The organism is Yoonia maritima, from assembly GCF_043641945.1.
Classification (GTDB): Bacteria; Pseudomonadota; Alphaproteobacteria; order Rhodobacterales; family Rhodobacteraceae; genus Yoonia; species Yoonia maritima_B.
On record NZ_JBHZRX010000001.1, the window covers coordinates 81,468 to 104,276 of the forward strand.

At 52.8% G+C, this 22,809-nt stretch carries 20 protein-coding genes and 1 tRNA gene; 9 read left to right on the top strand and 12 right to left on the bottom strand.

Features of this window, described 5'->3' with window-relative positions; all coding sequences use genetic code 11:
• Window positions 1-13: 13 nt before the first annotated feature.
• The gene (gene ftsH / locus ACHUEV_RS00465) at window positions 14-1,918 is read left to right on the top strand and encodes an ATP-dependent zinc metalloprotease FtsH (RefSeq protein ID WP_394177116.1); all 1,905 of its coding nucleotides are present in this window, start codon (window positions 14-16) and stop codon (window positions 1,916-1,918) included.
• Between the two features lie 286 nt (window positions 1,919-2,204).
• Here the strand turns inward: ftsH and ACHUEV_RS00470 are convergent, their stop codons facing one another.
• Complete coding sequence (locus tag ACHUEV_RS00470; RefSeq protein WP_394177117.1) at window positions 2,205-5,081, bottom strand: PAS domain-containing protein; 2,877 nt, start codon at window positions 5,079-5,081, stop codon at window positions 2,205-2,207.
• 309 nt (window positions 5,082-5,390) lie between these two features.
• Between ACHUEV_RS00470 and ACHUEV_RS00475 the strand changes: the two genes are divergently transcribed.
• Genes ACHUEV_RS00475 through ACHUEV_RS00490 form a run of 4 tightly spaced genes read left to right on the top strand, consistent with a single transcriptional unit; the run spans window position 5,391 to window position 8,988 of the window.
• Window positions 5,391-6,515 carry an ABC transporter permease gene (locus ACHUEV_RS00475; RefSeq protein ID WP_394177118.1) on the top strand — a complete coding sequence of 375 codons (1,125 nt, stop codon included), beginning with the start codon at window positions 5,391-5,393 and terminating at the stop codon, window positions 6,513-6,515.
• On the top strand, window positions 6,515-7,303 hold the full coding sequence (locus ACHUEV_RS00480; RefSeq protein WP_394177119.1) for an ABC transporter ATP-binding protein: 789 nt from the start codon (window positions 6,515-6,517) through the stop codon (window positions 7,301-7,303). Before ACHUEV_RS00475 ends, ACHUEV_RS00480 begins: the two co-directional genes overlap by 1 nt.
• Complete coding sequence (locus tag ACHUEV_RS00485) at window positions 7,303-8,358, top strand: MlaD family protein (protein WP_394177120.1); 1,056 nt, start codon at window positions 7,303-7,305, stop codon at window positions 8,356-8,358. Before ACHUEV_RS00480 ends, ACHUEV_RS00485 begins: the two co-directional genes overlap by 1 nt.
• A gap of 3 nt (window positions 8,359-8,361) precedes the next feature.
• On the top strand, window positions 8,362-8,988 hold the full coding sequence (locus tag ACHUEV_RS00490; protein WP_394177121.1) for an ABC-type transport auxiliary lipoprotein family protein: 627 nt from the start codon (window positions 8,362-8,364) through the stop codon (window positions 8,986-8,988).
• Between the two features lie 76 nt (window positions 8,989-9,064).
• On the opposite strand, the gene ACHUEV_RS00495 is transcribed toward ACHUEV_RS00490, so the two are convergent.
• From ACHUEV_RS00495 to ACHUEV_RS00540, 10 genes are all read right to left on the bottom strand, one after another.
• On the bottom strand, window positions 9,065-9,925 hold the full coding sequence (locus tag ACHUEV_RS00495; protein ID WP_394177122.1) for a DUF481 domain-containing protein: 861 nt from the start codon (window positions 9,923-9,925) through the stop codon (window positions 9,065-9,067).
• Window positions 9,926-10,267: 342 nt separating this feature from the next.
• A complete protein-coding gene (locus ACHUEV_RS00500; RefSeq protein ID WP_394177123.1) occupies window positions 10,268-10,588 on the bottom strand; it encodes a c-type cytochrome in 321 nt (106 codons plus the stop codon).
• 50 nt (window positions 10,589-10,638) lie between these two features.
• Entirely contained in the window at window positions 10,639-11,877 is a 1,239-nt protein-coding gene (locus ACHUEV_RS00505; RefSeq protein WP_394177124.1) for a PQQ-dependent sugar dehydrogenase, read from the bottom strand.
• A 240-nt stretch (window positions 11,878-12,117) separates the two neighbouring features.
• Window positions 12,118-13,077, bottom strand: a complete 960-nt coding sequence (locus ACHUEV_RS00510; RefSeq protein WP_394177125.1) for a 2-hydroxyacid dehydrogenase — start codon at window positions 13,075-13,077, stop codon at window positions 12,118-12,120.
• Window positions 13,074-13,268 carry a hypothetical protein gene (locus tag ACHUEV_RS00515; protein ID WP_394177126.1) on the bottom strand — a complete coding sequence of 65 codons (195 nt, stop codon included), beginning with the start codon at window positions 13,266-13,268 and terminating at the stop codon, window positions 13,074-13,076. The genes ACHUEV_RS00510 and ACHUEV_RS00515 overlap by 4 nt, the downstream gene beginning before the upstream one ends.
• Before the next feature lie 16 nt (window positions 13,269-13,284).
• Window positions 13,285-14,622: an amidase gene (locus ACHUEV_RS00520; RefSeq protein WP_394177127.1), complete on the bottom strand. Its 1,338-nt coding sequence runs from the start codon at window positions 14,620-14,622 to the stop codon at window positions 13,285-13,287.
• Window positions 14,619-15,983, bottom strand: coding sequence for a TRAP transporter large permease (locus tag ACHUEV_RS00525; RefSeq protein WP_394177128.1), 1,365 nt, complete (start codon window positions 15,981-15,983; stop codon window positions 14,619-14,621). The genes ACHUEV_RS00520 and ACHUEV_RS00525 overlap by 4 nt, the downstream gene beginning before the upstream one ends.
• 30 nt (window positions 15,984-16,013) lie before the next feature.
• Entirely contained in the window at window positions 16,014-16,607 is a 594-nt protein-coding gene (locus ACHUEV_RS00530) for a TRAP transporter small permease subunit (RefSeq protein WP_394177129.1), read from the bottom strand.
• A 71-nt stretch (window positions 16,608-16,678) separates the two neighbouring features.
• Window positions 16,679-17,773, bottom strand: a complete 1,095-nt coding sequence (locus ACHUEV_RS00535; RefSeq protein WP_394177130.1) for a TRAP transporter substrate-binding protein — start codon at window positions 17,771-17,773, stop codon at window positions 16,679-16,681.
• Window positions 17,774-18,411: 638 nt separating this feature from the next.
• A complete protein-coding gene (locus ACHUEV_RS00540; protein WP_394177131.1) occupies window positions 18,412-18,696 on the bottom strand; it encodes a hypothetical protein in 285 nt (94 codons plus the stop codon).
• Between the two features lie 86 nt (window positions 18,697-18,782).
• Between ACHUEV_RS00540 and mgtE the strand changes: the two genes are divergently transcribed.
• From mgtE to ACHUEV_RS00560, 4 genes are read left to right on the top strand one after another with little or no spacing between them, the layout of a single operon-like run.
• Window positions 18,783-20,150 carry a magnesium transporter gene (mgtE, locus tag ACHUEV_RS00545; RefSeq protein WP_394177132.1) on the top strand — a complete coding sequence of 456 codons (1,368 nt, stop codon included), beginning with the start codon at window positions 18,783-18,785 and terminating at the stop codon, window positions 20,148-20,150.
• Complete coding sequence (locus ACHUEV_RS00550) at window positions 20,150-20,620, top strand: ATP-dependent zinc protease family protein (protein WP_394177133.1); 471 nt, start codon at window positions 20,150-20,152, stop codon at window positions 20,618-20,620. Before mgtE ends, ACHUEV_RS00550 begins: the two co-directional genes overlap by 1 nt.
• Before the next feature lie 19 nt (window positions 20,621-20,639).
• Window positions 20,640-21,545 (top strand): 30S ribosomal protein S6--L-glutamate ligase, encoded by a 906-nt coding sequence (gene rimK / locus ACHUEV_RS00555; RefSeq protein WP_394177134.1) that lies wholly within the window; start codon window positions 20,640-20,642, stop codon window positions 21,543-21,545.
• Complete coding sequence (locus ACHUEV_RS00560) at window positions 21,545-22,588, top strand: succinylglutamate desuccinylase/aspartoacylase family protein (protein WP_394177135.1); 1,044 nt, start codon at window positions 21,545-21,547, stop codon at window positions 22,586-22,588. The genes rimK and ACHUEV_RS00560 overlap by 1 nt, the downstream gene beginning before the upstream one ends.
• A gap of 115 nt (window positions 22,589-22,703) precedes the next feature.
• Here ACHUEV_RS00560 and ACHUEV_RS00565 read toward each other — a convergent pair.
• A tRNA-Arg gene (locus tag ACHUEV_RS00565) sits at window positions 22,704-22,780 on the bottom strand.
• Window positions 22,781-22,809: the final 29 nt, after the last annotated feature.

Sequence of the window (22,809 nt, forward strand, 5' to 3'; positions counted from 1 at the left end):
AGAATGTGAAACGATGCCCAATACCACACAGCAAGATCAAAACGACGGGCCGGTCGGCCCAAGATGGCAGGTCTGGCTTTTGCTGACTTGGTTTTTGGTGGCGATGTTCGTTTCAGGCTACTGGCTCGAATCCGATTCGAGCCAAACCACCCTTCCATATAGCACCGTCAAAGAAATGATCCGTGACGGTGTCGTCGTATCAGCAGAGCTGCATGAGCATGCGATCATCATAACAAATAGTGTGACTGGTTCGGAGACCGCTGAGGTCTATCGCGCAGTAACACCAACACAGGACGATCCCGAGCTACTGCCACTATTAGAACAACATGGGGTTGAGATTATTGCCGAAGCCCCGGCTGAGGTGTCAATACTCTCTTATATACTGCCCTGGGCTTTGATCCTTGGGGGCTATTTGTGGCTGCAGCGGCGTATGATGGGAAACATCGCCGGTGGACCGCGCGGCGTGACAGGTGGTCTACTGGGCGGGCGCTTTGCCAAACCCAGCCCAACGCGCGAACAAATCACCTTTGATGATGTTGCAGGACAAGATCAGGCAAAGAAAGAGGTCGCAGAACTCGTCGAATTTCTACGTGAGCCTGAACGGTTTGAAAAAGTTGGCGCCGAGGTGCCTCATGGCGTCCTACTCGTCGGACCGCCGGGCACCGGTAAAACACTACTAGCCAAAGCGTTGGCCGGCGAAGCTAATGTACCATTCTTTTCGACGTCTGGTTCAGAATTTATCGAAATCTTCGTTGGCGTTGGGGCTGGCCGAGTACGTAAGATGTTTGAAGCAGCGCGCAACGCCGCACCATCAATCATTTTCATCGATGAACTTGATAGCATCGGACGCACCCGCGGCACGGGGCTCGGCGGCGGGCATGACGAGAGAGAGCAAACGCTAAATCAGATTTTGGCCGAGCTTGACGGCTTTGCAGGTCGAGAGGCGGTTGTTGTTCTCGCCGCGACCAACCGGCCCGATGTGCTAGACCCTGCTTTGTTGCGGCCCGGACGGTTCGACCGTCACGTCACTTTGCATCTGCCGGACAAAACAGCACGGCGCGCGATCCTTGATATCCATGCGCGAAACCTCCCACTCCAAGACACCGGTGACTTGGATGTCATGGCTGCCGGCACACCCGGGTTTTCCGGCGCTGATCTAAAGAACCTCCTGAACGAGGCGGCAATCAACGCCGCACGTCGAAACGGCGACTTTATTACCTCGGACGACCTAGGCGAAGCCCGCGATAAAGTCATGATGGGTACAGTCCGTTCACTTGCAATCCGGCCCGAAGAAAAACATCGCCTCGCCGTTCACGAAGCAGGCCATACTGCGGTCGCTTATTTTACGCCCGGTGCAGATCCACTGTACAAAGTGACGATCATTCCACGTGGCCACGCCTTGGGCGGCACGCATATGCTTCCCGAAGCTGAACGGCACACGCTCGACGAAGACTATCTGCGCACGCAGATTGTGACGCTTCTCGCAGGACGCACAGCTGAAAAGCTTTTGATCGGCACGGTCAGCTCTGGTGCTGATGACGACATTCGGCGGGCAACTGACCTAGCCCGATCCATGGTCGCGCGTTGGGGTATGACCAGCGAACTCGGGCCGATTGATCTGCGCCAATCCGAAGATCACCCGTTTCTTGGCCAGACCATCGCGCAACCGCGTGACCATGCCGATGCCACAGCTGCACAGGTCGATGCCGCAGTGATCGCCCTCCTCAAAGAAGCGGAGAAGAAGGCATCAAAAATTCTGTCCGACCATCGTCCTCAGTTAGAAAACCTTGTCGCGGCCTTGGAGGTCAAAGAAACGCTGAATTACGATGAAATGCGGGCCTGCCTCGACCCCGACAGCAATGTTACCCGACTAAAACGCACCGTTGGAAACGTCGATAAAATCCCCCCAGTGCGCTGAAATATAGTGATGGATCAACTGATTGATACTGGCACGGTCCAGCGTGAACGACTTGGTGTGATGATCTAAACCCTACCGCACGATCTTACCAAAGCGCTGGGCGTGACGTCACACAGGGTGCAATCGTAACTCAGGTCGAACCCGGCACTCCTACTGATGCATCCGGTTTACAGGCGGCGATGTCATCGTTGCGGTTGATGCGAAGGCAACAGACGGTGCGAGTGATCTACGAAGCAGGATCGCGATGTACCACGGAACGCACCCGCTTCAATAAGCACACATATTTTCAGGACGCTGCCAAAACCTTCTCGATCGCCGCCATCATATCTTGTCTGTTTACTGGTTTTTGCAGCCGAATGACGTCCTGCTCAAGGAAATCGGGTGAGAGCGTGTTCTCGTCCGTGTAGCCCGAGATGATTATCACTGGCAGTTCTGGTTGTGTTTTGCGCAACGATTGGACCAACATTGGTCCTTGAATTGGTCCGGGCATGACAACATCCGTGATCAGCAGGTCGAAAGCCGGGTCCGCCTCAAATAGCGTGGCGGCTTCTTGTCCGCTGGTCGCTGAAGTCACCATATAGCCTGCCCTCGTCAGCGTCTTCACCATGACAGTAAGGACGGCTTCGTCATCTTCTACGACCAAGATACGAGCCGATTTATTCGCAGGTTTGTTCGTGGGTAAGTCGTCGTTATTTTGACGTTCAACAAAGCCCAAAGCCGCCTTAAAATACAGGCTAAACGTTGTGCCAATCCCCACTGCAGATTCCACGCGCACATGTCCGCCCGCCTGCTTCATGTAACCCATCACCATCGACAGCCCCAACCCAGAGCCAGAACCAATAGGCTTTGTGGTGTAGAACGGTTCAAAGATGCGTTCGATCACATCTTCGGCGATACCAGCGCCTGTATCACTGACGGTCAAAACCACATAACGACCTTTGGGAATGAGTTCGTTCGCATCGTCATGCTCATCTTCTGTAAGGATGAAATTTCCGGCATTGATCGTCAGTTCTCCACCGCCGGGCATCGCATCGCGAGCGTTAAGGATCAGGTTTAGAAGTGCGCTCTCAGTTGAGCTCGCATCACCTGATATCTTCCATAGATCTGCAGGGAACGTGGTCTTTAAGCTAATCGTTTCTGGCAAGGTACGCCCAATCCAAGCGCCCGCGCTCTTAATCAACTCAGCGAGATCAAGCGGCTCCAATTTTAATTGAGATTTGCGCGCAAATGCCAGCATGTTTCGGTTCAATTCGGCGCCCCGGTTCACGGCAGCAATGGCATTATCGATCAGTTCGCGTTGGCCGGCGATGTTTTCTTCCGACTGCAGCAAATCGAGATTTCCGAGAATAACGGCGAGCACGTTATTGAAGTCATGTGCAATACCACCAGTTAGTTGGCCAATTGCCTCCAACCTTTGACTGTGGGCTAGGGCCTGCTCTGCGGCATGACGCTCTGTTACGTCAAGCATAATCCCCTCGAATTCGATTGTACCGTCGAGCGCTTGTACTGGTCGTCCTCGGTCCGACACCCATCGTTCTGATCCATCTGCAAGTAAAACAGGATATTCCATCTCGTATGGGGTGCCCTCGGCTGTGCTTTCACGCAGGGTCATATTAATCCGTGCCCGATCTTCGGGACGAAGTGTTAGTGCAGTAGTCTCACCTTCCTCCCCGTAGTCATCACCATAGAGGAACTGGCGTGCAAACCCTGGACTTCGATAAAGCGGTGTAAAATTTGCATCATCTTTTACGCGGTACAACGCACCCGGTATATTCGCTACGATACTGTCAAGCTGCGCCTCTTGGCGCTGTAATCTTGCATCCAATTCGATACGTTCCGTCACATCCTGCACGACGCCTGACGTTGCCACAAAGCGACCGGCGGAATCGAATACCGCTTCGGTGTTTTCATGCAAGGTACGAACTTTGCCATCGTCACGAACGATACGGACGATAGTTTCGTATCCGGTCTGATCACGTACGGCTTCTCGGATCAGTTTGGCATAGTGATCGCGGTCATCAGGGTGGATCCAAGAAAGATCACCATCTACCGAAGATAGTCTCTCAAGCAAATCCTCTACAGTGACGCCGTAAATCTTGGCGAATTCGGGAGAGCAGTAGCTACATCTGTTTTCAATTTCGTTCCAAATCCAGCTTCCCAATCCGCCTATTCGCGCAGCGGACCGATACCGCTGTTCGCTTTGTGCAAGTTCCATCTCGCGGCGCATGCGAGCGGTGACATCTTTGGCTGTTCCCCAGTACCCAATAAAACTGCCGTCTTCAGCATACTTCGGGAACCCCGCCAACTCTGCGTAATGCGCCATCCCATATGGATCAGTTGACGCTACAACAAAGTCGTAGATCCGTTTTCTTTGTCGCACGCGATCCTTTAGCCAATCCCACGAACGTAAGACCGGAGAAAGATGGTCAACCTCCCAGAGAATTTTTTCAACAAAGCTATCAGGTGTCTGCCCGTCTCTTGCGTCGTTTCCATAGACGCGTTGCATACGAAAATCTTCGTCAGTGTCCCAATACCAATCTGTAGCTAAGCTGGTGTAATCGCGCAGACGGTCTTCATGAGCACGTGCAGACCTTTCGGCTTTCAGACGCTGATCATGCTCCATTGTCAAAGATATCAGCCCTGACACCGCCAACGCAAAATTGACCTCTGCCACCGTCCAGTCGCGTGGTGCACCCGTTTCTTCGATGCAGACGACCCCAGCCAGACCACCGAAAGTCCGAATAGGACAATCAAGCATGGCACGCACATTATTTTTGGGCAGATATTCCCGGGCGAGTTCCGCACAGCGCGGATCGTTCATGGCGTCGTTAATCTTTAGGACAAAGTCCCCCTTAACTGCATCAATGTATTTAGCCGCATCTTCCGAGTTTAATCGCAGGCTGTTGAAATGTGGTCCACCACCCCGATCCCACATCAAGATCGAATGCAAGCTGCTTCCGTTATCTACGAGTTCCCAAACGCCAACCCGTGAAACATTGAGCCCATCCGCCAGACGCTCTACAAGATATAAAAGCGCCTCATCAGTACTCAGATTACTAAACTCGCGCTTTGTAACCAATTCGCGCAAGATACCGTCAAGCCGCGCCTCGGTTTCCGAAGGACCTGATTGCTCGCGACGGCGCCGAATTATACTAGACTTCAAGAACTGTAACCCCCATCACACCCACGCCTCAGCGTATCGCAATCAATGCCGACTAGTAAAGAAATTGCCTGTTTCGCAAGGATGCTCCGCCAATACTGGTGATCTCAAGCACCTGTTGCGTTCAAAAACAAATACTAAAGACGAGTGACAGTAACGTATAAAAAATTGTGCTATAGCTAGAATAATCCAGTCAAATCAATTGATCTCTATCAATACATTTTCAGAACAAGCCGGATAGAAAAGTAGCATGAACATAGCCATCGCACATCCACTTGCCAGAATTATTGGCGCGCCAACTGAGCGGGCTTCATGAGTGTTTTGCCGACTGCGTCATGTCATTTTGACGATGAAAACTGTCTTCATATTGCCGGGACGTTGACGATACGCACCCTTTCGTCAGTTCAGGAAGCAAGCAAAGCAGAACTGAATTCCGGCCACCCAAAACGCATTGACATTCACAGCACCAAAATCCTGGACACTGCTGGCGCTTGGTTTTTGATTGACCTTAAGAAGCGATCAAGAACCGCCTCTGGCGAACCAACGGTTGACGGTGCAACGCCAGAGCAAGCCGAACTTATCGCGACGGTCGAGGCTGCTATGGTCGACGAGCCACTCGTTCTAAAGCAACCTCACGGTTTGTTCGTTTGGCTCGAAGAGCTAGGCGAGCGAACAGTATACGAAATTCAGCGTCTGCTGGAAATCCTCAGTTTTATGGGGCTTGTCATTTTACGTACCTTTGGTGTGCTAGTCAGGCCATGGCGCATGCGGTTCACATCGCTTGTTTACCACATGCAAAGTATTGGCGTGAACGCCATCCCAATCGTATCGCTTATGGCGTTCTTAATCGGTGTCGTCCTCGCTTTTCAGGGGGCAGCACAGCTGCGGCAATTCGGTGCCGAAGTCTTTGTCGTCGATCTGATCGCCATATCAATCTTGCGCGAACTCGGTATCCTTTTGACCGCAATCATCGTGGCTGGGCGCACCGGATCGGCGTTTACCGCCTCTATTGGGTCGATGAAAATGCGAGAAGAGATTGACGCGATGCGTACGCTTGGGCTTGACCCGATCGAAGTGCTCGTCGCGCCGCGTGTGCTGGCGCTTATCTTGGTGCTGCCGATCTTGGGTTTCATTGCCGATATGGCTGGTCTCGTTGGCGGCGCGGTGATGTCGTGGATTGAATTGGGCGTATCGCCCGGCATGTTCCAGACGCGGATGATGGATTCGATCTCGGTCACACACTTTTGGATCGGGTTGGTCAAAGCCCCGTTCTTTGCGATGATTATAGGTGTTATCGGCTGCTATGAAGGGATGAAAGTCGAAGGCAATGCTGAATCCCTTGGACGCTTAACATCGCAATCCGTGGTCTTTTCGATCTTTATGGTTATCGTTGCAGACGCATTGTTTTCTATCTTTTTCGCACTGGTTGGACTGTGATGACAGACGCCCAAGAAACCATCATCGAAGTACGCGGCTTAGTGACCCGTTTTGGGGATCACACGGTCCATGACGGGCTTGATCTGGATGTGCATCGCGGTGAGGTGCTGGGTGTGGTTGGCGGCTCTGGCGCAGGCAAGTCGGTTCTGCTGCGCGCAATTGTCGGGCTGTTGAAACCCGCCTCCGGACACGTCCGGGTTTTGGGCTGCGACATGTTGAACGCCCCGGACAACATGCGCCGCGAAATTGAACAGCGCTGGGGTGTCATGTTCCAAGACGGTGCGCTGTTTTCATCGCTTACCGTGAGACAAAACATCGAAGTGCCGATGCGCGAGCAGCTTGATCTTGATGACGCCACGCGCGCGGCGTTGGCCGATCTCAAACTCCGCTTGGTCGGCCTGCCGCTAAACGCCGCCACGAAATATCCGTCTGAACTCTCTGGCGGAATGCGTAAACGCGCGGGTCTTGCCCGTGCGCTCGCACTTGATCCAGAGATTGTATTTCTTGACGAACCAACCGCCGGCCTTGATCCAATTGGGGCGGCAGCGTTTGATACACTTATCCTGAAACTCCAAAAGGCACTTGGATTGACTGTCTTCTTCGTGACCCATGACCTCGATAGTTTGTACACCATCTGCAACCGCGTGGCCGTTTTGGCCGAGAAAAAAGTCCTTGCAACTGGCACGATCGAAGACATGCAAAATATTGACCATCCTTGGGTTCATGAATACTTCCACGGCCCCCGCGCCCGGGCCGTCACGAACCCAGCCACGAAAGTTGCTGGCTGATGGAAACACGCGCCAATTACATCCTCATTGGGGTATTCGCCCTATTTGGCATCTTGGGCACGCTTGGCTTTTTTGTCTGGCTCGCAAAGGTCGAGGTTGATCGGCAATACGCCCACTATGACATTCTGTTCGAAAGCGTGTCTGGGCTCGACCGGGCGGCGGATGTGCAGTTCAACGGCCTTTCTGTAGGACGTGTTATTTCGCTAGATCTATATCCCGACGACCCAAGCAAGGTCATCGTCCGCATTGAAATTGCATCAGAAACGCCCATCAAGACCGACACAAAGGCGCAGATGCAATCGCAGGGTTTGACGGGGGTTGCCTTCGTTTCACTTGCGGGTGGCAGTCCACAAGCCGCTTTGCTTCGCGACACGGCCGGGACAGAAGTTTCAATCATCGAAGCAGAAAGGTCGATGGTGCAAACCTTGACAGCCGAGGCCCCCGATTTGATCGCAGAGGCAGTGAACCTTATGCGCCAGCTTGAAGTGCTAACCAACGAAAAGAACCAAGCGCATTTTGCCAACATATTAGAGAACATCGAAGAGACGACAGAGCTACTCCCTCCCCTCGCCTCCCAAACTGAGACGACGATGGCAGCCGCAGCACAAACGCTTGAAAGGATCGACACTGCAATGGTCGATCTCGAAGACGCCATTGACGCAATCGAAACAACCTTCCAATCCGCGAATGAAGCTTTCGAACGCGCGAACAGTATTTTGGATGATGACGCCGCGCCTGCCATCGCTGACATGCGGTCCGCCGCTGCCCAATTCGAAGAAGCGATGCGCGGCATCGCAGAGGACATACCCGACATTTCTGCAGAACTCACCGCAGCACTCGACACCGCAAGCGCCGCCGTTGACCAAATCAACGAAACAGTGTCGGCCATCGGTCCACCGTTTCAGAGTTTCGTCGAAGACGGCCTGCCCCAATATGCGCGGCTCGCACGTGAAACACGTGACTTAGTAGACAACCTGCAACGACTAACGGCCCGTATACAACGGGACCCGGCCCGGTTTTTCTTTGGAAGCAACGTTCCAGAGTTCAGGAGATAGTAAATGATAAAACATGCGAAAAACGCCCTCGGCATGTTCAGCGCCTCAATTCTCTTGGGTGGCTGCGCTGCACTAACCAGCGTTGAAAACGCGACCGTTCCACTTAATGTGTACGAACTCCGCGCCCTAGAATTTGATCAGTCAAACCAGACCCGCAGCAGCCAAAGTCTTTTGATCGAAACACCTACTGCTTCAGGCACTCTGGCAACGGACCGGATCGTTATCAAGCCATCTGATCTTGAGGTTAAGTACCTTCCTGATGTGCGTTGGACGGATGAAGCACCGGTGCATTTCCAACGGCTTTTGGCAACATCATTCACAAACTCCGGCCGCTTTGGTGCCGTCGTGCTAAACGACGTAGGGATCACGCCCGACTACATGTTGCTAAGCGACCTTGGCGCATTTCATGCCACGATTACACAAGATGACAGCACAAACTTTTCTGTCGTAATCAAAGCGACGCTGACGCTTGTTCGCGACGATGATCGTGCCGTTCTTGGTACGCGTAGCTTTTCAGCGACCGCGACAGCAGGGTCCGACGATCCATCCGTCCTCCTTCCTGCTTTTGATACAGCAATGCAAAATCTGCTGAACGAGTCCTTAGACTGGCTCGTCAGGCTGACGCGATAAGCAGTCGGCCGGAACCGCAAAAAATAAGGGGGCAGTTAACCCTGCCCCCTGTAGTCACGCGACGAGAATTCGCGAATTAGTTAAATGAGTAGACCAAAGACAGGCCAAAGGTATTATCCGTGTCCTTGAAACCGGGCTCTGGGTCCGAGTGGAATTCGGTCAGAACGCTCGTCCGCAACGCAAGTCCATCTGCCATTCTAACGCTCAGCGCCAAATCGTTAAAAACGACGGTGTCGGATTCCGACCCAATAATATCCGTATCGTTGGTCAAGAACACGGTTTCCGTCAAATCCTGGGCGTAGTCAGAGGAGATGCCAAAGGCCGCTTCGCTGATGTCGGCGGAGGTCACGTCACTTAGCTCAGCAAAACGATAGCCGGGTCCGGCCTGCACCGACCATTGGCGGTTTGCTTCGTTGAAGATGCGGTAACCGGCACCAAGGATCACAAACGTATCGCTTTCAAATGACGAAAACTCATCGATTGACCCTTGAAGCTTTGCAAAGCCAAAGAGGCGCGGATTGAAATCGCGTGTGTATTCCAGACCGTAGAAAAGGCTCTCTTCATTCTTGGTCCCATCGTCCTCGCCGTAGGTATAGCTTAGCTGGAGTTCAATGCCATTTGGCCCCCAGACATAATTCAGGTCAGAACCGATACCCAAATCGGCGCTGTCAGTGTTGCCAGAGCTGGCGGTGCCGCGCAGCGCAACCGAGCCTGTAAACCCTTGCGGGCGCCCTTCGTTACCAAGCCGGTCAAGATCACGCTCGGCGTCATCTTCAATAGCTTCAAGCAGATCTTCGTTACGATCTTCGGCAATATCCGAGTTCAAGAAAACGTCTTGCGCTGATACCGATGATGCAAGTGTCGTTGCCAAAGCAGCGGCCAGAACAAAGGTGAGAGGTTGCTTGTCTTCATTCCGTGTTTCGATAGTTTTCTTCATAGCCCTATCCTTTTCTAGAAATAATCGCCCTGGCACGCGGCTCGGAGCGCACTAAACTTTAAGCAGTGTAAGGTCTTCAAATTAGCGAAAATTGATTCATCTCAATTAGAGAAGCAAATCAAAGGAGTTTTACGTCATCTTCTGGCCGACGAAACAACAAGAAAAGAATCATCGTCGAAATAATTCAACTTTATCGCTTACAATCAAATACTTAATGCTTTAAAGTGCAAACGCGGTGTCAGGAAGTCGCTTAATCAAAATGCAGACATTCACAGCACATTTCAACTCCTAAGATAAGAATCGAAACGAGTTAGTGCGTCTGGATCCCATTCGTCACTCTATCTAGGGCTGTCCCACACTAAATTCGATTGACGCAAACCAAGCTGCGAGGTCCGATATCTGATCGTCGGACAATGGCCCTGCGATCAATGTCATGCGGCGGTCTTGCCTTGCACCGTTTCGATAATCCTTGAGGCTTTTTTCGAGATAGAATGCGTGTTGTCCGGCGATAATCGGCACTTCAGGGTCATTTGAGACCCCCTCCCGGCCATGACAGACGGAGCATTGACGTGCGAGTTTTTGGCCGTTTTCGATGTCATCGGATAGGACGCTGGTGCCAATCCAAGGTAAAGCGACAAGTAAAGCCAACAGAATGCGTGTCATGAGTAATCCTTGCGAAATGCCCGGCAGCGCTTGCCGCCGGGCGGGTACATTTATTCCGAATACGTGATCCGATAGATCGCGTTGGCAAAGTCATCAGATACAAGGATCGAACCGTCGCGCATCATCGCAACATCGACCGGGCGACCGTCATATTCACCGTTTTCGTCTATCCAGCCTTCCGCGAACGGCTCTGTTGTCGCGTTGCCGTCATCATCGATAAACGTAACCATCACGCGCGCGCCGACCGGTGTGGTCCGGTTCCATGACCCATGCTGTGCAGAAAAGATCGCGTTGCGATATTTTTCAGGGAACATGTTGCCCGTGTAGAAGGTCATCCCAAGATCGGCCGCATGTGCAATCGTTGCGACCGCTGGCATTACCACATCTACTGGCACCTCTTCGCCCGCGTATTCATTGGTGCGCGTGTCACCACCACCATACCACGGGTGCCCAAAGTGTTGTCCTGCCGCGGTTTGCCGGTTGATCTCACCCGGTGGAATATCATCCCCCATTCCGTCAACTTGGTTATCAGTCCACCAGAGTTCACCGGTCACCGGATGAAAGTCATGGCCAACCGAATTACGGACGCCGTAGGTATAGACTTCGCGGTCACTGCCATCCCTGTTCATCCGAATGATGCCGCCGATGCCGACCTCATTATAGAGATCAAGCTTCTCACGCGGCGCGACGTTAAAGGGCTGCCCTAGCGAAATGTACAACTTATCATCTGGCCCGATTTTAATCACACGCGCTGTATGGTTATAGCTTTCTTCTTCGACCGGAATAAGCGTTCCCTGCGGGACAATAGGCACCGCAACAACATCCGGGCTTTCATGAAAGAACTCGGCGGCTGGATACATCATGACCCGGTTGCGTTCCGCAATAAACAAGAACCCATCGTCCGAGAATGTCACCCCGTTTGGGACGTCAAATTCGAGTGATGGCGCGAAGTCTTTGACCTCATCCGCGACCCTGTCACGATCCCGGTCCATGACAGCCCAAACCTTGTCTTTCTTAGTCCCTACAAATAGCACCGTGCCTTGGGGTGCCATCGCCATGTGGCGGGCGTCTGGCACCAAGGCATATAGTTCGATCGAAAAGCCTTCGGGCAGGCTGATCCCTTCGAGCACACGCCTGATGGAATCCGCCGCTGGCGCGTTTTGGTCGATGTAGGTGTGCTCTTTCGTTCCGGTGACCTTGAACTCTCCTAAAAGCTCAAGGTTACTTTGCGCGGTCGCACCACCCGTCAGCAGAGCGGTCGCCGCAACGGCACTTAACAAATATCTCATTTGATCCTCCCAGTCTGATTATTAGCGACGGCGCAGATGCGACTATCGCTCTTTCAAAACTGCTCTGATCCTTGCCTCAAATATCCCGCGATTATTGTCGCGGCGTGATTGGCAAACACGCGTTGCACGGGTGGATAAATCTTTAAGCGTCCCCGTACCTGAAATAGCTAAAACAGCAACAAAACCTTACCTTAACTCATCTACACGGGCAGACCGCACCTGCCCCTATCTTCTTTCACCTTACAGCAAGTCACCCGGTGCGCGCCCTGCAAAGAATGCATCCAGATTATCCAGCGCACGAAAACCCATTGCATCGCGGGTCTTTCGGGTCGCGCTTCCGATATGAGGAAGCATGAAGATGTTATCGTACTGCGCAAACGCAGGGTTTCCGCCCGGTTCGACCTTGAAGCAATCCAATCCCGCTGCCGCGACATGACCACTGTCGAGCGCCGCCATCAAAGCATTCTCATCCACCAGCGCCCCACGTGCAGTGTTAACGACGACTGCCCCTTTGGGAAGCAGTGCAAACCTGTCTGCGTTCATCACGTCGGTGGTCTCGGGCGTAGCTGGGCAATGCAGCGACAAGAAGTCAGCCACACTAAGCAGGCTTTCGATCGACTTGTGATATGTGGCCCCCAGCGCTTGGTCAGCTGGTAGTTCACTGCGGTTATAGTAGTGAATATCCATCCCGAAGCCACGTGCCTTAGCTGCAAATGCCTGCCCCACACGGCCCATTCCGATTATTCCCAAACGCGAACCCGTGACTTGCTTACCGACCATAAAAGCAGGTGACCAACTATCCCAAGCGCCTGTCCGCACGATACGATCCCCGGCTACCGCATGACGTGCCGCGCCTAGCATCAACAGCATGGCAAGTTCAGCAGTCGCATCAGACAACACATCTGGTGTGTTCGTGACCGCAATCCCGCGTGCCTTTAGCGCATCAAGGTCACAATGATCGACACCCACAGAATGGTTCGCGACGATCTTAAGACGCGGTGAAAACTGGGCCACGACCTCGGCGCTGAAATGTTCAGAGTGACACGGGATAATCGCGTCGAAATCCGCGCTTGCGGCGATAATCTGCGCGGCAGTGCCGGGTTCATCCTCGTAATTGATCACAACATCATAATCCCGCGCTGCGCGTTCAAGCGTGGCGTCAGACAAGCGACGGGTGATCCAGAGGCGCGGTTTTGTCATTTCTTGCGCACGCATTCATCCCAAAAGTCGAAAAGCGCAGCAGAGCAAACGACAATTGCGATTATCATAAACGGTAGCCCGCCGGAAAATCCTGCAAACCCGGTTGAGATGCTGTGCGACAGCCCGGCGATAAAGATCACGAACAACGCGGTACCAATCAAGCCCACAAGAAGCCTAACGCGATATGACATCTAGTCGTCCTTTCGTTCAATCGGCTTGCGCCAGTTGCATTTGTAGCCATCGCGCGGTGCGCAAAAGCCGGTCGTCTTTTTCAGCGGGGCCAATCAGCTGAACGCCAATCGGCAACTCATTGGCCCCCACCAATAAGGGTAACGTCACACAGGGCAGCCCCGCCAAGGTCCACAAAGTACAAAAAATCGGATCACCAGTCCCCACGCCAAACAGCGGCGCCTCGCCCGCCGCGGCAGGTGCGATGATGGCGTCAAATTCGGTGAACAGGTTCGCAAAGAATTCTTCGGCAGAGGCTTTGACGCTTAACGCGTCTTCATACTCGGCTTTGCTGATTTGGCGACCTCTGGTCACGATTGGTTTTAACGTATCGCTTAGATCATCCCAATGCGCGTCGAATGTCGCCGCTAAATGCTGACAGATTTCGTATTCGTGAATGCGGGCCTGAACCGCGACAAGGTTCGATAATGTGTCAGCAGCTGTCATCCGGCTAACCTGCGACCCCAGTAGGTCAAGGACCGCGCCCAGCCCGTCCCGCGCTTCATCCGAAAGACGGTCGTTAAAAGGTAAATCGAACCAAGCGAGATGCGGTGGCACCGGGGCGTCAGCAACAGCGCCCGCCCCCATGTTTGGTCGCGCATGTGTAAAACTGCATGGATCGCGTTGGTCCGCGCCGCTAATTGCATCGGTCAGCAAAGCAACATCCGCAAGCGACCTGCCAAAGCAACCAACCTGATCAAGCGAAACTGAGGTCTGCAAAATTCCTGTTCGCGAAATCACACCGCGCGTTGGTTTGAACCCGAAAGTCCCGCAAAATGACGCTGGCCTGATGACAGAACCGTTTGTTTGTGTCCCAATCGCAAGCGGTACATGTTGCGCGGCAACTGCAGCCGCCGAACCACTCGACGACCCTCCCGGGCTGTGATCTGGATTATGCGGATTGCGGGTTTCGTTGGCGTGCACGAAAGCCAATTCCGTGGTGACTGTCTTGCCCATAATAACCGCGCCTGCTTCGCGAAGATGTTCGACGATCCGCCCATCCGTGTCAGTTTGGCGACCCGAGTATATCGAGGTGCCGCGCTGCGTGGGCATATCGCGCGTGTCGATAATATCCTTTAGCCCAACAGGGGCACCATGCAACGGCCCCATTGCGAGCCCCGCTTTGCGAATGCGGTCCGCCTCTGATGCTTGGGCCAATGCGGCATCCGGGTCCAGATAGGCCCATGCATGGATCGCACCATCGGTTTCAGCAATCCGCGCGAGGCACGACTTTACCAAATCAACAGAGCTAAGCTGCCCCGAGGCTATCGCCTCGACGGCTTCGGTTGCGGTTAAACTGTAGGGCGCAGGTCTCACGGCACGTATTCACCAAACAGATAATCAGGAAACCAAAGTGCGATACCAGGGAAGATATACATCAACACCATAGTCAGGATGACGATGCCCAGATAAGGCATGATCCCTTTGAAGATTTCGATCAGTTCGATCTGCTTCTTTAAAACGCCCTTGAGATAATAAGCCGACATCGCCATTGGCGGGGTCAAGAATGATGTTTGCAGGTTCAGCGCAACGAGCATCGCAAAGAAGTATGGGTTCACGCCGAATGGCTCTAGCAGAGGCAAGAAAATTGGCACGAAGATAATCAAAATCTCGGACCATTCTAACGGCCAACCAAGCACAAAGATGATCAACTGAGCCATGATCAAGAACTGGATCGTCGTAAGATCCATCCCGATGACCCATTCGCTGATGAGGTCATGACCGCCAAGGTACGAAAACACGGACGCAAAGGTCCACGACCCGACAAAAAGCCAACACACCATAGCGGTGGCTTTAGCGGTCAGGAAAACGCTTTCTTTCAGCTTTGTCCAAGTCATCGACCGATAAAGAACTGCAAGCACCATACCACCAAGCGCACCCATCGCTGCCGCCTCTGCCGGGGTGGCAAGACCACCCAAGATCGAACCAAGGACGAGCGCGATCAGCACGGTCAGTGGAACAAACGAGATGAGTAGATCCAGATAGATTTTCATGCGCGGCGGCACGTCTTCTTGTTTCGGCTTAGGTGCCAAACCCGGATTCAGCCAAACCCTTACCATGACGTAGACGATGTAAAGGCTGGCTAGCAACAAGCCCGGAAACACTGCTGCCGCATATAGGCGCAGCGGCGACAAGTTACCGATTGCCGCATATACGATCAGCATAATCGATGGTGGGATCAAGATACCCAACGTCCCGCCAGCGCAAATCACGCCAGAGGCAAAACTGCGGTTATATCCCGCCGTCGCCATCGCCGGATATGCCAGCAGCCCCATCAACGTGACAACCGCCCCAACGATGCCAGACGCTGTTGAAAACACAGCGCAGGTCAACAGTGCCGCGATGGCAAGCGACCCCGGCAAATTGCGCGCCGCCATGTACAATGAAAAGAACAAACGATCTACGATATTAGCTCGTTCAACCACATAACCCATGAACAAAAACAACGGGATCGCGACAAGCGTATCGTTCTCCATCACCGAATAGGTATTCTGGTTCAGCAGGTAGAAAATATTGTTATTAAAGATGTCAGAAAAGACTTCGGGCGGACCCTGATAATAGGCGTAATAGCCAAACCCAACACCCATTGCGATCAAGGTGAAGGCAATTGGAAATCCTAGCAATACCAGCAGGATAAACATGCAAAGCATGAGGATGGCGACTTCGGGATTACTCATCTTTTGTTCTTTCGATTGAAGCGAAGTCGCTTATTTATCCGCAGGTACGATGTTCGGGATCTTGGCCTCGTCCATGTGCATCAACATGTCTTCTGTCTCACGCACGTCATCTAGACGCTCCATCCAGACACCAGTGCGCATCGCGCTCCAGCAGCGGACAAGCTCGGCCACGCCTTGCAACAGCAACAGGCCACCCGCCAGCGGGATCAAAGTTTTGAAAAAGTAAATTTGGATGCGTGCAGGGCTGTTCCAGCTAACTTCTTGATAGCGCCAGCTATCTGACGCGATCTCCCATCCGTACCAGAATAACGCCAGAATGCCGGGAAAGAAGAAAAGGAAATACAGCACGAAATCGACCCGTGCCTGCCATTTCACCGAGAACAGGCGATACAACACGTCGCCGCGAACATGGCTGTCTTGCGCCAACGCGTATGGTCCCGCCATCAGAAACAGTGCGCCATACATCTGGACCATCATATCAAACGCCCAGACGGTCGGCGAATTAAGGGCATAGCGCATAAAGACTTCGTATGAGACTGATAAGGTCAGGATCAGAATGCACCAACCAAATGCACGGCCGACCCAAACGCTAAGCCCTTCTATTGCGTGAACGAATTTAGTCACCACTGCCCTCCCGTAGGCCGTCAATGATCCGGGGGCCTTTGACGCCCCCGGAACCTGTCATTTAATGCGGATCACGCGAAGTAGTGATTATAGGCCAGCTTATAGTCAGGCTGGTTCAGGTTCAGATAACCCATCACGTTCTTGGCATAAGCCTTTTGGCTTTCGATGACCCGAGCAAAGAACGGGTCTTCGGCCGAGATACGGTCAACAACGACATCCCAAGCAGCCAGCTGCGCCGCCATGACATCATCAGGCGTACGCCAGACATTTACGCCCTGCTCGTTCTGCAATGTCTGCAGATCGTCGGCATAGCGTTTGGTGTTATTCCAGTAGAAGTTGGAATTCTCAGCCTCAGACGCATATTTCAAGATCGCTTGCAGTTCAGCAGGCAGGCCATTGTATTTGTCTTTGTTGAACGTAACTTCGAAGAACTCTTGCGACTGGTGGAAAGACGCAAGGTGATAGTCCTTGGACACATCCTGCATACCAAAGTCGCGGTCAGAGGTTGGGTTGTTGAACTCGGCCGCGTCAATCAGGCCAGATTTCATCGCTGGCTGGATTTCACCACCTGGTAGCTGCACAACAGACATGCCCATCTCAAGAAGAACGTCAGCGGCAAGCCCCACGGTGCGGTATTTCAGCCCGTTCATTTGCGACACATTGGTGATCTGTTCTTTGAACCATCCCAGCGGCTGAGCCGGCATTGGTGAGTTAAAGAACGATACGATGTTTAGCCCCAGCTCTCCCATCAGCTCATCGAACAGCTCTTGGCCGCCGCCGTAGTTCACCCAACCAAGAACCTCCTGGCTGGACCACCCAAAGCATGGACCAGTGCCAAACAGCGACGCTGTTTTGGATTTCGAATACCAATATGCGGGCACGTAATGCGCCGCATCCAGCACGCCACGGTGAACGGCGTCCTGCATCTGGCTTGTCTTAACGACCGAGTCGACGGCAAGCAGATCAATTTTCAGCGCATCCCCCGCCATCGCATGAACGCGATCAACATAAGACTGCGCGTTCTCAAGAAAAATGCCGCCGCCCCACGCAGCTTGCATCTTTAATGTGGTGGTTGCGTTTTGTGCGATTGCTGGCGTCGCCAACGTCGCAGCGCCCACAACAGCGGAGCCACGCAGGAATTTTCTGCGGTTCAAAGTATCAGTCATGTTTCCTCCCAAGGATTTAGTCTTGTTGGATGCTGGTTCTTTGACGCCAGCCGACCATATCTTGGATGCAATGTGGCGACCGGCACCGATCTCCGCGCTCCTCCCCGAGCCGTTTTTCGTGCCGTTCCCCCATGATCCAAAGAAAGTTTGAGGCAAACAAACGTGAACTGACAAGCATTTACTGCGGGGCGAACATAGGACTTTCGTCACAGTTTGCGCTAACAGCAGGCAAGAGACAGGGCGCTACAAATCCGGAAACATTGGTCGAGACATTTTGCATGTCAAGTTCAACGACGCCCCTTAAGGCAATGTAATAAAAGACATTTACAACACCAAAACTTACGCTACGTAAAGATACTGACAACTAATCAACGTAGAAAAACGGTGAAAACCGTGGAAGCTGACCGAAACTGAAAAGAATTTTGCCTTGGCACCGATGGGCAGAGCATTACATGCCAAAATCGAAACATATCACTTATAGCACACGATGACTGATGCCAGTTTTTACGAATCGCAGCACATATGCACGCTGCGACTTGCGACTGAAACGCTGCTAACGTGATATAGATTTGGGCCAGACTGAATCCTGCCCAAATCAAGTAACACTTACAGTACGCAAATGAAGAATGATTAGCGCTCTACTCTGATACCTCGTTAATCGCGTCGTGGCTCAGGCGTCTGTAGTTCACGAAGGAATTCGTGCTCATGATCACGTAGAAACTGTCCATGTCGATGAGCAGATAACCCCTCTCAAACAGTGTGCGATGCAGGCGTTCGATGTCGTCCGCATATAGCCTTCTTACGCCAAACATCTCGCGCAAAAGCTTTTGCGGGACCCGGTAGCGCCCCGATGCTTTTCCCCCAAATGACTGTGCATATAGCCGCGCCAGCATATCCGCGACAGAAGCTGTTTTATCTGACATGTTTCCCCATATGTTATTTTTTATTGTCTATAGACAAACTTATATTGCCTATTTAAACACCCGTCAACTACGGAGATGGATTCGAAATGCAACAGGATACATATCAAGAAGAGATCGACCTAACAGCACAGCTGCGTGATGCTGCTGAAAGCGGCGATGCTGAACTATTGAATGCGCTGCTTGATCCGCTGCCCTACAGCGAGGCGCTGCGCGAGCTACTGACGTTGTCACCTGAGCAGCGCGATATCGTGCTGTCACTTGTTTCGCCCGAACTCGCTGCTGAACTGGTCGAAGAGGCTCCACATGAGTTGGGTGCCGACCTAATCGAGCGGCTCGAAGCAACCCGCGCGGTCGAGATTTTTGACGAACTGGATTCCGACGTTCAGGCCGACCTTTTGGGCGACATGAGCGATGCGGATGCTGAAGCCATTCTATCCGAAATGGATGCGCAAGACGCAGAAGACGTGCGTCGGCTTGTCGAATACGATGATGACACCGCTGGTGGCCTGATGATGTCTGAGGTCTTTAAGTTCTCGGATACACAGACAGTGGGCAACGTTCTTAAAGAACTTGCTAGCGAAGATGACGATTTTGACCGCTATCGTGGCCAGCACCCATATATCATGGATTCACAGGGCCGCCCTGTGGGCGTTGTCTCCCTACGCGGACTGCTGACGGCAAAACGTTCAATGGCTTTGACCAGTATCATGGTCGAACCAATGACTGTGACTGTCGACACGAAGCTTGAAACGCTGGACGATATCTTCAACGAACACCCATTCCTTGGGATTCCAGTTGTTGAAGGTGACGGGCGTCTTGTCGGTGTTGTTTCGCGCTCGGCTGTGAGCCAAGCATTGCTGGAACGCTCTGAAAGCGAGACGCTTAAACTGCAAGGTGTTGTCGGTGACGAACTACGTTCTATGCCAACTTGGCTACGATCACGTCGCCGTCTTGCCTGGTTGTCCGCGAACATCGTTTTGAACATCATCGCAGCTTCGGTCATTTCGGCCTATGAAGACACGCTAACAGCTGTGATTGCTATCGCGATTTTTCTACCGATGGTGTCGGATATGTCCGGCTGTTCAGGCAACCAAGCAGTTGGTGTGACGATGCGTGAACTGTCACTTGGGCTTGTTCGTCCAGTCGACGCCGTGCGCGTTTGGTTCAAAGAGATCACAGTCGGTGTTATCAACGGGATCGCCCTTGGCATCTTGATCGGCTTGGTCGCTTGGATCTGGAAAGGTCAGCCAGCGCTTGGGCTTGTTATCGGCCTTGCATTGGCTCTGAACACAATGCTTGCTGTATCCATCGGCGGCGTGGTTCCATTGCTGCTGAAACGCTTGGGCCAAGACCCTGCCGCGGCAAGTGGCCCCCTACTCACGACTGTAACCGATATGGCTGGGTTCTTCTTTGTCCTTAGCCTTGCAACATTGATGATGCCATGGCTGATCTAATGACACAGAACAAAAAAGTGAAAAAACCCAAACCAGAACTGACCGTAATCGGATGGATCGAAACTGTCGGGCTACCTCAGCTTGATCTACCGGGGGTAAAGGCAAAAATCGACACAGGTGCGCGTACGTCTGCGTTGAACGCTCAGAACATCGAACCCTTCGAACGAGACGGCCAAGCATGGGTCCGGTTTCAAGTTCAGGTCTCAGATGGAGATCCCTCACTTTGGGTTGAAACGCCGCTTTATGACCAACGGCACATTAAGAACACGAGCGGCATTCCTGAAGAGCGATACGTCATCAGAACGACTCTGAAAATCGGCGAACAACAATGGCCAATTTCAGTGTCACTGACGGATCGCAGCAACATGCGCTTCCCGATGATTGTTGGGCGCTCTGCATTGAAACACCGCAATATCGCTGTGCATACGCGCCGCGCATATTTGACAACCGATAAAACCCGCAACGCCTAACGGCTGAAAGGACTATTCCATGAAAATCGCAATGATGGCACGGAATGCCAACCTCTACTCTCACAAACGCCTGAAAGAAGCGGCAGAAGAACGCGGCCACGAGCTGCACATCATCAATACGCTGCGCTGCTACATGAACATCGCATCGCGTCGCCCGGAAATGTATTATAATGGCGAAAAGCTCGAAGGTTATGATGCAGTCATCCCGCGGATCGGTGCGTCGATCACGTTCTATGGCTTGGCTGTGCTGCGCCAATTCGAAATGATGGGCGTTTACCCATTGAACGAAAGTGTCGCAATTGGTCGAAGCCGCGACAAGCTGCGTTCGATGCAATTGCTTGCACGTGATGGTATTGGCTTGCCCGTAACGACATTTGCGCATGATCCAAAGCAGACCGATGAAGTACTGGAACTTGCCGGTGGCGCACCTGTTGTGATCAAGCTACTAGAAGGCACGCAGGGTATTGGTGTTGTTTTGGCCGACACCAAACGTTCTGCAAAATCCGTGGTCGAGGCGTTCCGCGGTGCTGGTGTGAACATCCTACTACAGGAATTCATCAAAGAATCCGGCGGCACCGACATCCGTGCCATCGTTGTTGGCGGCAAAGTCATCGCAGCGATGAAACGCACCGGCGCTGAAGGAGATTTCCGTTCTAACCTGCACCGTGGTGGTTCGGCTCAGCTTATCAAGCTATCCCCAGAAGAGCGCTCAACAGCAATTCGCGCTGCGAAATCAATGGGCCTAAATGTATGCGGCGTTGATATGCTACGCGCTAATCATGGCCCCGTCGTGATGGAGGTTAACTCTTCGCCAGGTCTCGAAGGTGTTGAGAAAGCCACTGGCTTGGACGTTGCAGGCAAGATTATCGAGTACATCGAGAAATCAGCCAAACCCGGCGCGACACGCACAAAGGGCAAAGGTTAATGCCCAAACGCGCTGCATTCGAAATCGGGGGCCAGTCCATTGCGGCTGGCTCTCGGCAGACGATCGACCTTCCTGTAAGTGTATTGTCGGATCACACACCTGTCTCAATGTCTGTTCACGTCATTCACGGCAAAATGGATGGACCAACCGTCTTTGTCAGCGCGGGGATTCACGGCGATGAAGTCATTGGCGTTGAAATTGTACGACGCATTCTGAACACGATAAAAGTTGCTTCTCTTCGTGGAACGCTGATCGCGATCCCGATTGTAAACGCTTTTGGCTTTATCAACCACTCGCGCTATCTACCCGATCGTCGCGATCTTAACCGTTCTTTTCCGGGCAGCTCGGGTGGTTCACTCGCCTCTCGCCTTGCGCATTTGTTCCTAAACGAGATCGTGGCGCGGTCTGACCTTGGCATTGACCTGCACTCTGCTGCGATACATCGCACCAACCTTCCACAAATCCGCATTTCTCCGGACAACCCGGTCACAGCGGAACTTGCCGAAGTCTTTGGTGCGCCTGTGATCTTGCGGTCACCACTCCGTGAAGGATCTTTGCGTGGTGAGGCAAAAGAGTTGGGTAAAGATGTACTGTTATACGAAGCAGGCGAAGGGCTTAGGTTCGATGAAATGTCCGTGCGCGCTGGCGTGGCAGGCATTATGCGTGTGTTGCGTCATCTAAATATGGTCCCCGCGCGCGGCATCGCCAAACCCAAATCTAAACCCCACTATTGCCAATCAAGCAAATGGCTACGTGCACCCGCAGGCGGGCTTTTAAGAACATTTAAGGCGGACGGCGATGTCGTTCAAACTGGCGATGTCATGGCAATTGTCGCGGACCCGTTTGGTGAAAGCGAAAAGGAAATCACCGCCCCTTTCAACGGAATCGTAATCGGGCGCGCGGTCATGCCAATCGTCAACGAAGGCGACGCCGTGTTTCACCTTGCGAAGGTGAAATCCATGGAGGCGGTCGAAGGCGCAGTCGAAGACCTTCAAACACAACTCATCGAAGACCCTCTCTTTGACGAGGATGAAATTATTTAGGTTGCTGGGCGACCTTATGCCTAAACCTGTCGGCGCTGAGTGTCTCTATATTACGGCACTCAGCTCTAACTACATCATGTGACGTATTTAGCATATATTTGGGCAAATCAGAAATTGGCGCACCCGAGAGGATTCGAACCTCTGGCCTCTGCCTTCGGAGGGCAGCGCTCTATCCAGCTGAGCTACGGGTGCTTGCGGTTCTGATACCGATGCTGTCTCGC

Excerpts from the sequence above, each read along its gene's own strand:
- ACHUEV_RS00495 (WP_394177122.1), bottom strand. The coding sequence starts at position 9,925 with ATGAAGAAAACTATCGAAACACGGAATGAAGACAAGCAACCTCTCACC.
- ftsH (WP_394177116.1), top strand. The coding sequence starts at position 14 with ATGCCCAATACCACACAGCAAGATCAAAACGACGGGCCGGTCGGCCCA.
- ACHUEV_RS00500 (WP_394177123.1), bottom strand. The coding sequence starts at position 10,588 with ATGACACGCATTCTGTTGGCTTTACTTGTCGCTTTACCTTGGATTGGC.
- ACHUEV_RS00475 (WP_394177118.1), top strand. The coding sequence starts at position 5,391 with ATGAGTGTTTTGCCGACTGCGTCATGTCATTTTGACGATGAAAACTGT.
- ACHUEV_RS00505 (WP_394177124.1), bottom strand. The coding sequence starts at position 11,877 with ATGAGATATTTGTTAAGTGCCGTTGCGGCGACCGCTCTGCTGACGGGT.
- ACHUEV_RS00490 (WP_394177121.1), top strand. The coding sequence starts at position 8,362 with ATGATAAAACATGCGAAAAACGCCCTCGGCATGTTCAGCGCCTCAATT.
- ACHUEV_RS00525 (WP_394177128.1), bottom strand. The coding sequence starts at position 15,983 with ATGAGTAATCCCGAAGTCGCCATCCTCATGCTTTGCATGTTTATCCTG.
- ACHUEV_RS00550 (WP_394177133.1), top strand. The coding sequence starts at position 20,150 with ATGACACAGAACAAAAAAGTGAAAAAACCCAAACCAGAACTGACCGTA.
- ACHUEV_RS00540 (WP_394177131.1), bottom strand. The coding sequence starts at position 18,696 with ATGTCAGATAAAACAGCTTCTGTCGCGGATATGCTGGCGCGGCTATAT.
- mgtE (WP_394177132.1), top strand. The coding sequence starts at position 18,783 with ATGCAACAGGATACATATCAAGAAGAGATCGACCTAACAGCACAGCTG.
- ACHUEV_RS00560 (WP_394177135.1), top strand. The coding sequence starts at position 21,545 with ATGCCCAAACGCGCTGCATTCGAAATCGGGGGCCAGTCCATTGCGGCT.
- ACHUEV_RS00485 (WP_394177120.1), top strand. The coding sequence starts at position 7,303 with ATGGAAACACGCGCCAATTACATCCTCATTGGGGTATTCGCCCTATTT.
- ACHUEV_RS00535 (WP_394177130.1), bottom strand. The coding sequence starts at position 17,773 with ATGACTGATACTTTGAACCGCAGAAAATTCCTGCGTGGCTCCGCTGTT.
- ACHUEV_RS00480 (WP_394177119.1), top strand. The coding sequence starts at position 6,515 with ATGACAGACGCCCAAGAAACCATCATCGAAGTACGCGGCTTAGTGACC.
- rimK (WP_394177134.1), top strand. The coding sequence starts at position 20,640 with ATGAAAATCGCAATGATGGCACGGAATGCCAACCTCTACTCTCACAAA.
- ACHUEV_RS00515 (WP_394177126.1), bottom strand. The coding sequence starts at position 13,268 with ATGTCATATCGCGTTAGGCTTCTTGTGGGCTTGATTGGTACCGCGTTG.
- ACHUEV_RS00510 (WP_394177125.1), bottom strand. The coding sequence starts at position 13,077 with ATGACAAAACCGCGCCTCTGGATCACCCGTCGCTTGTCTGACGCCACG.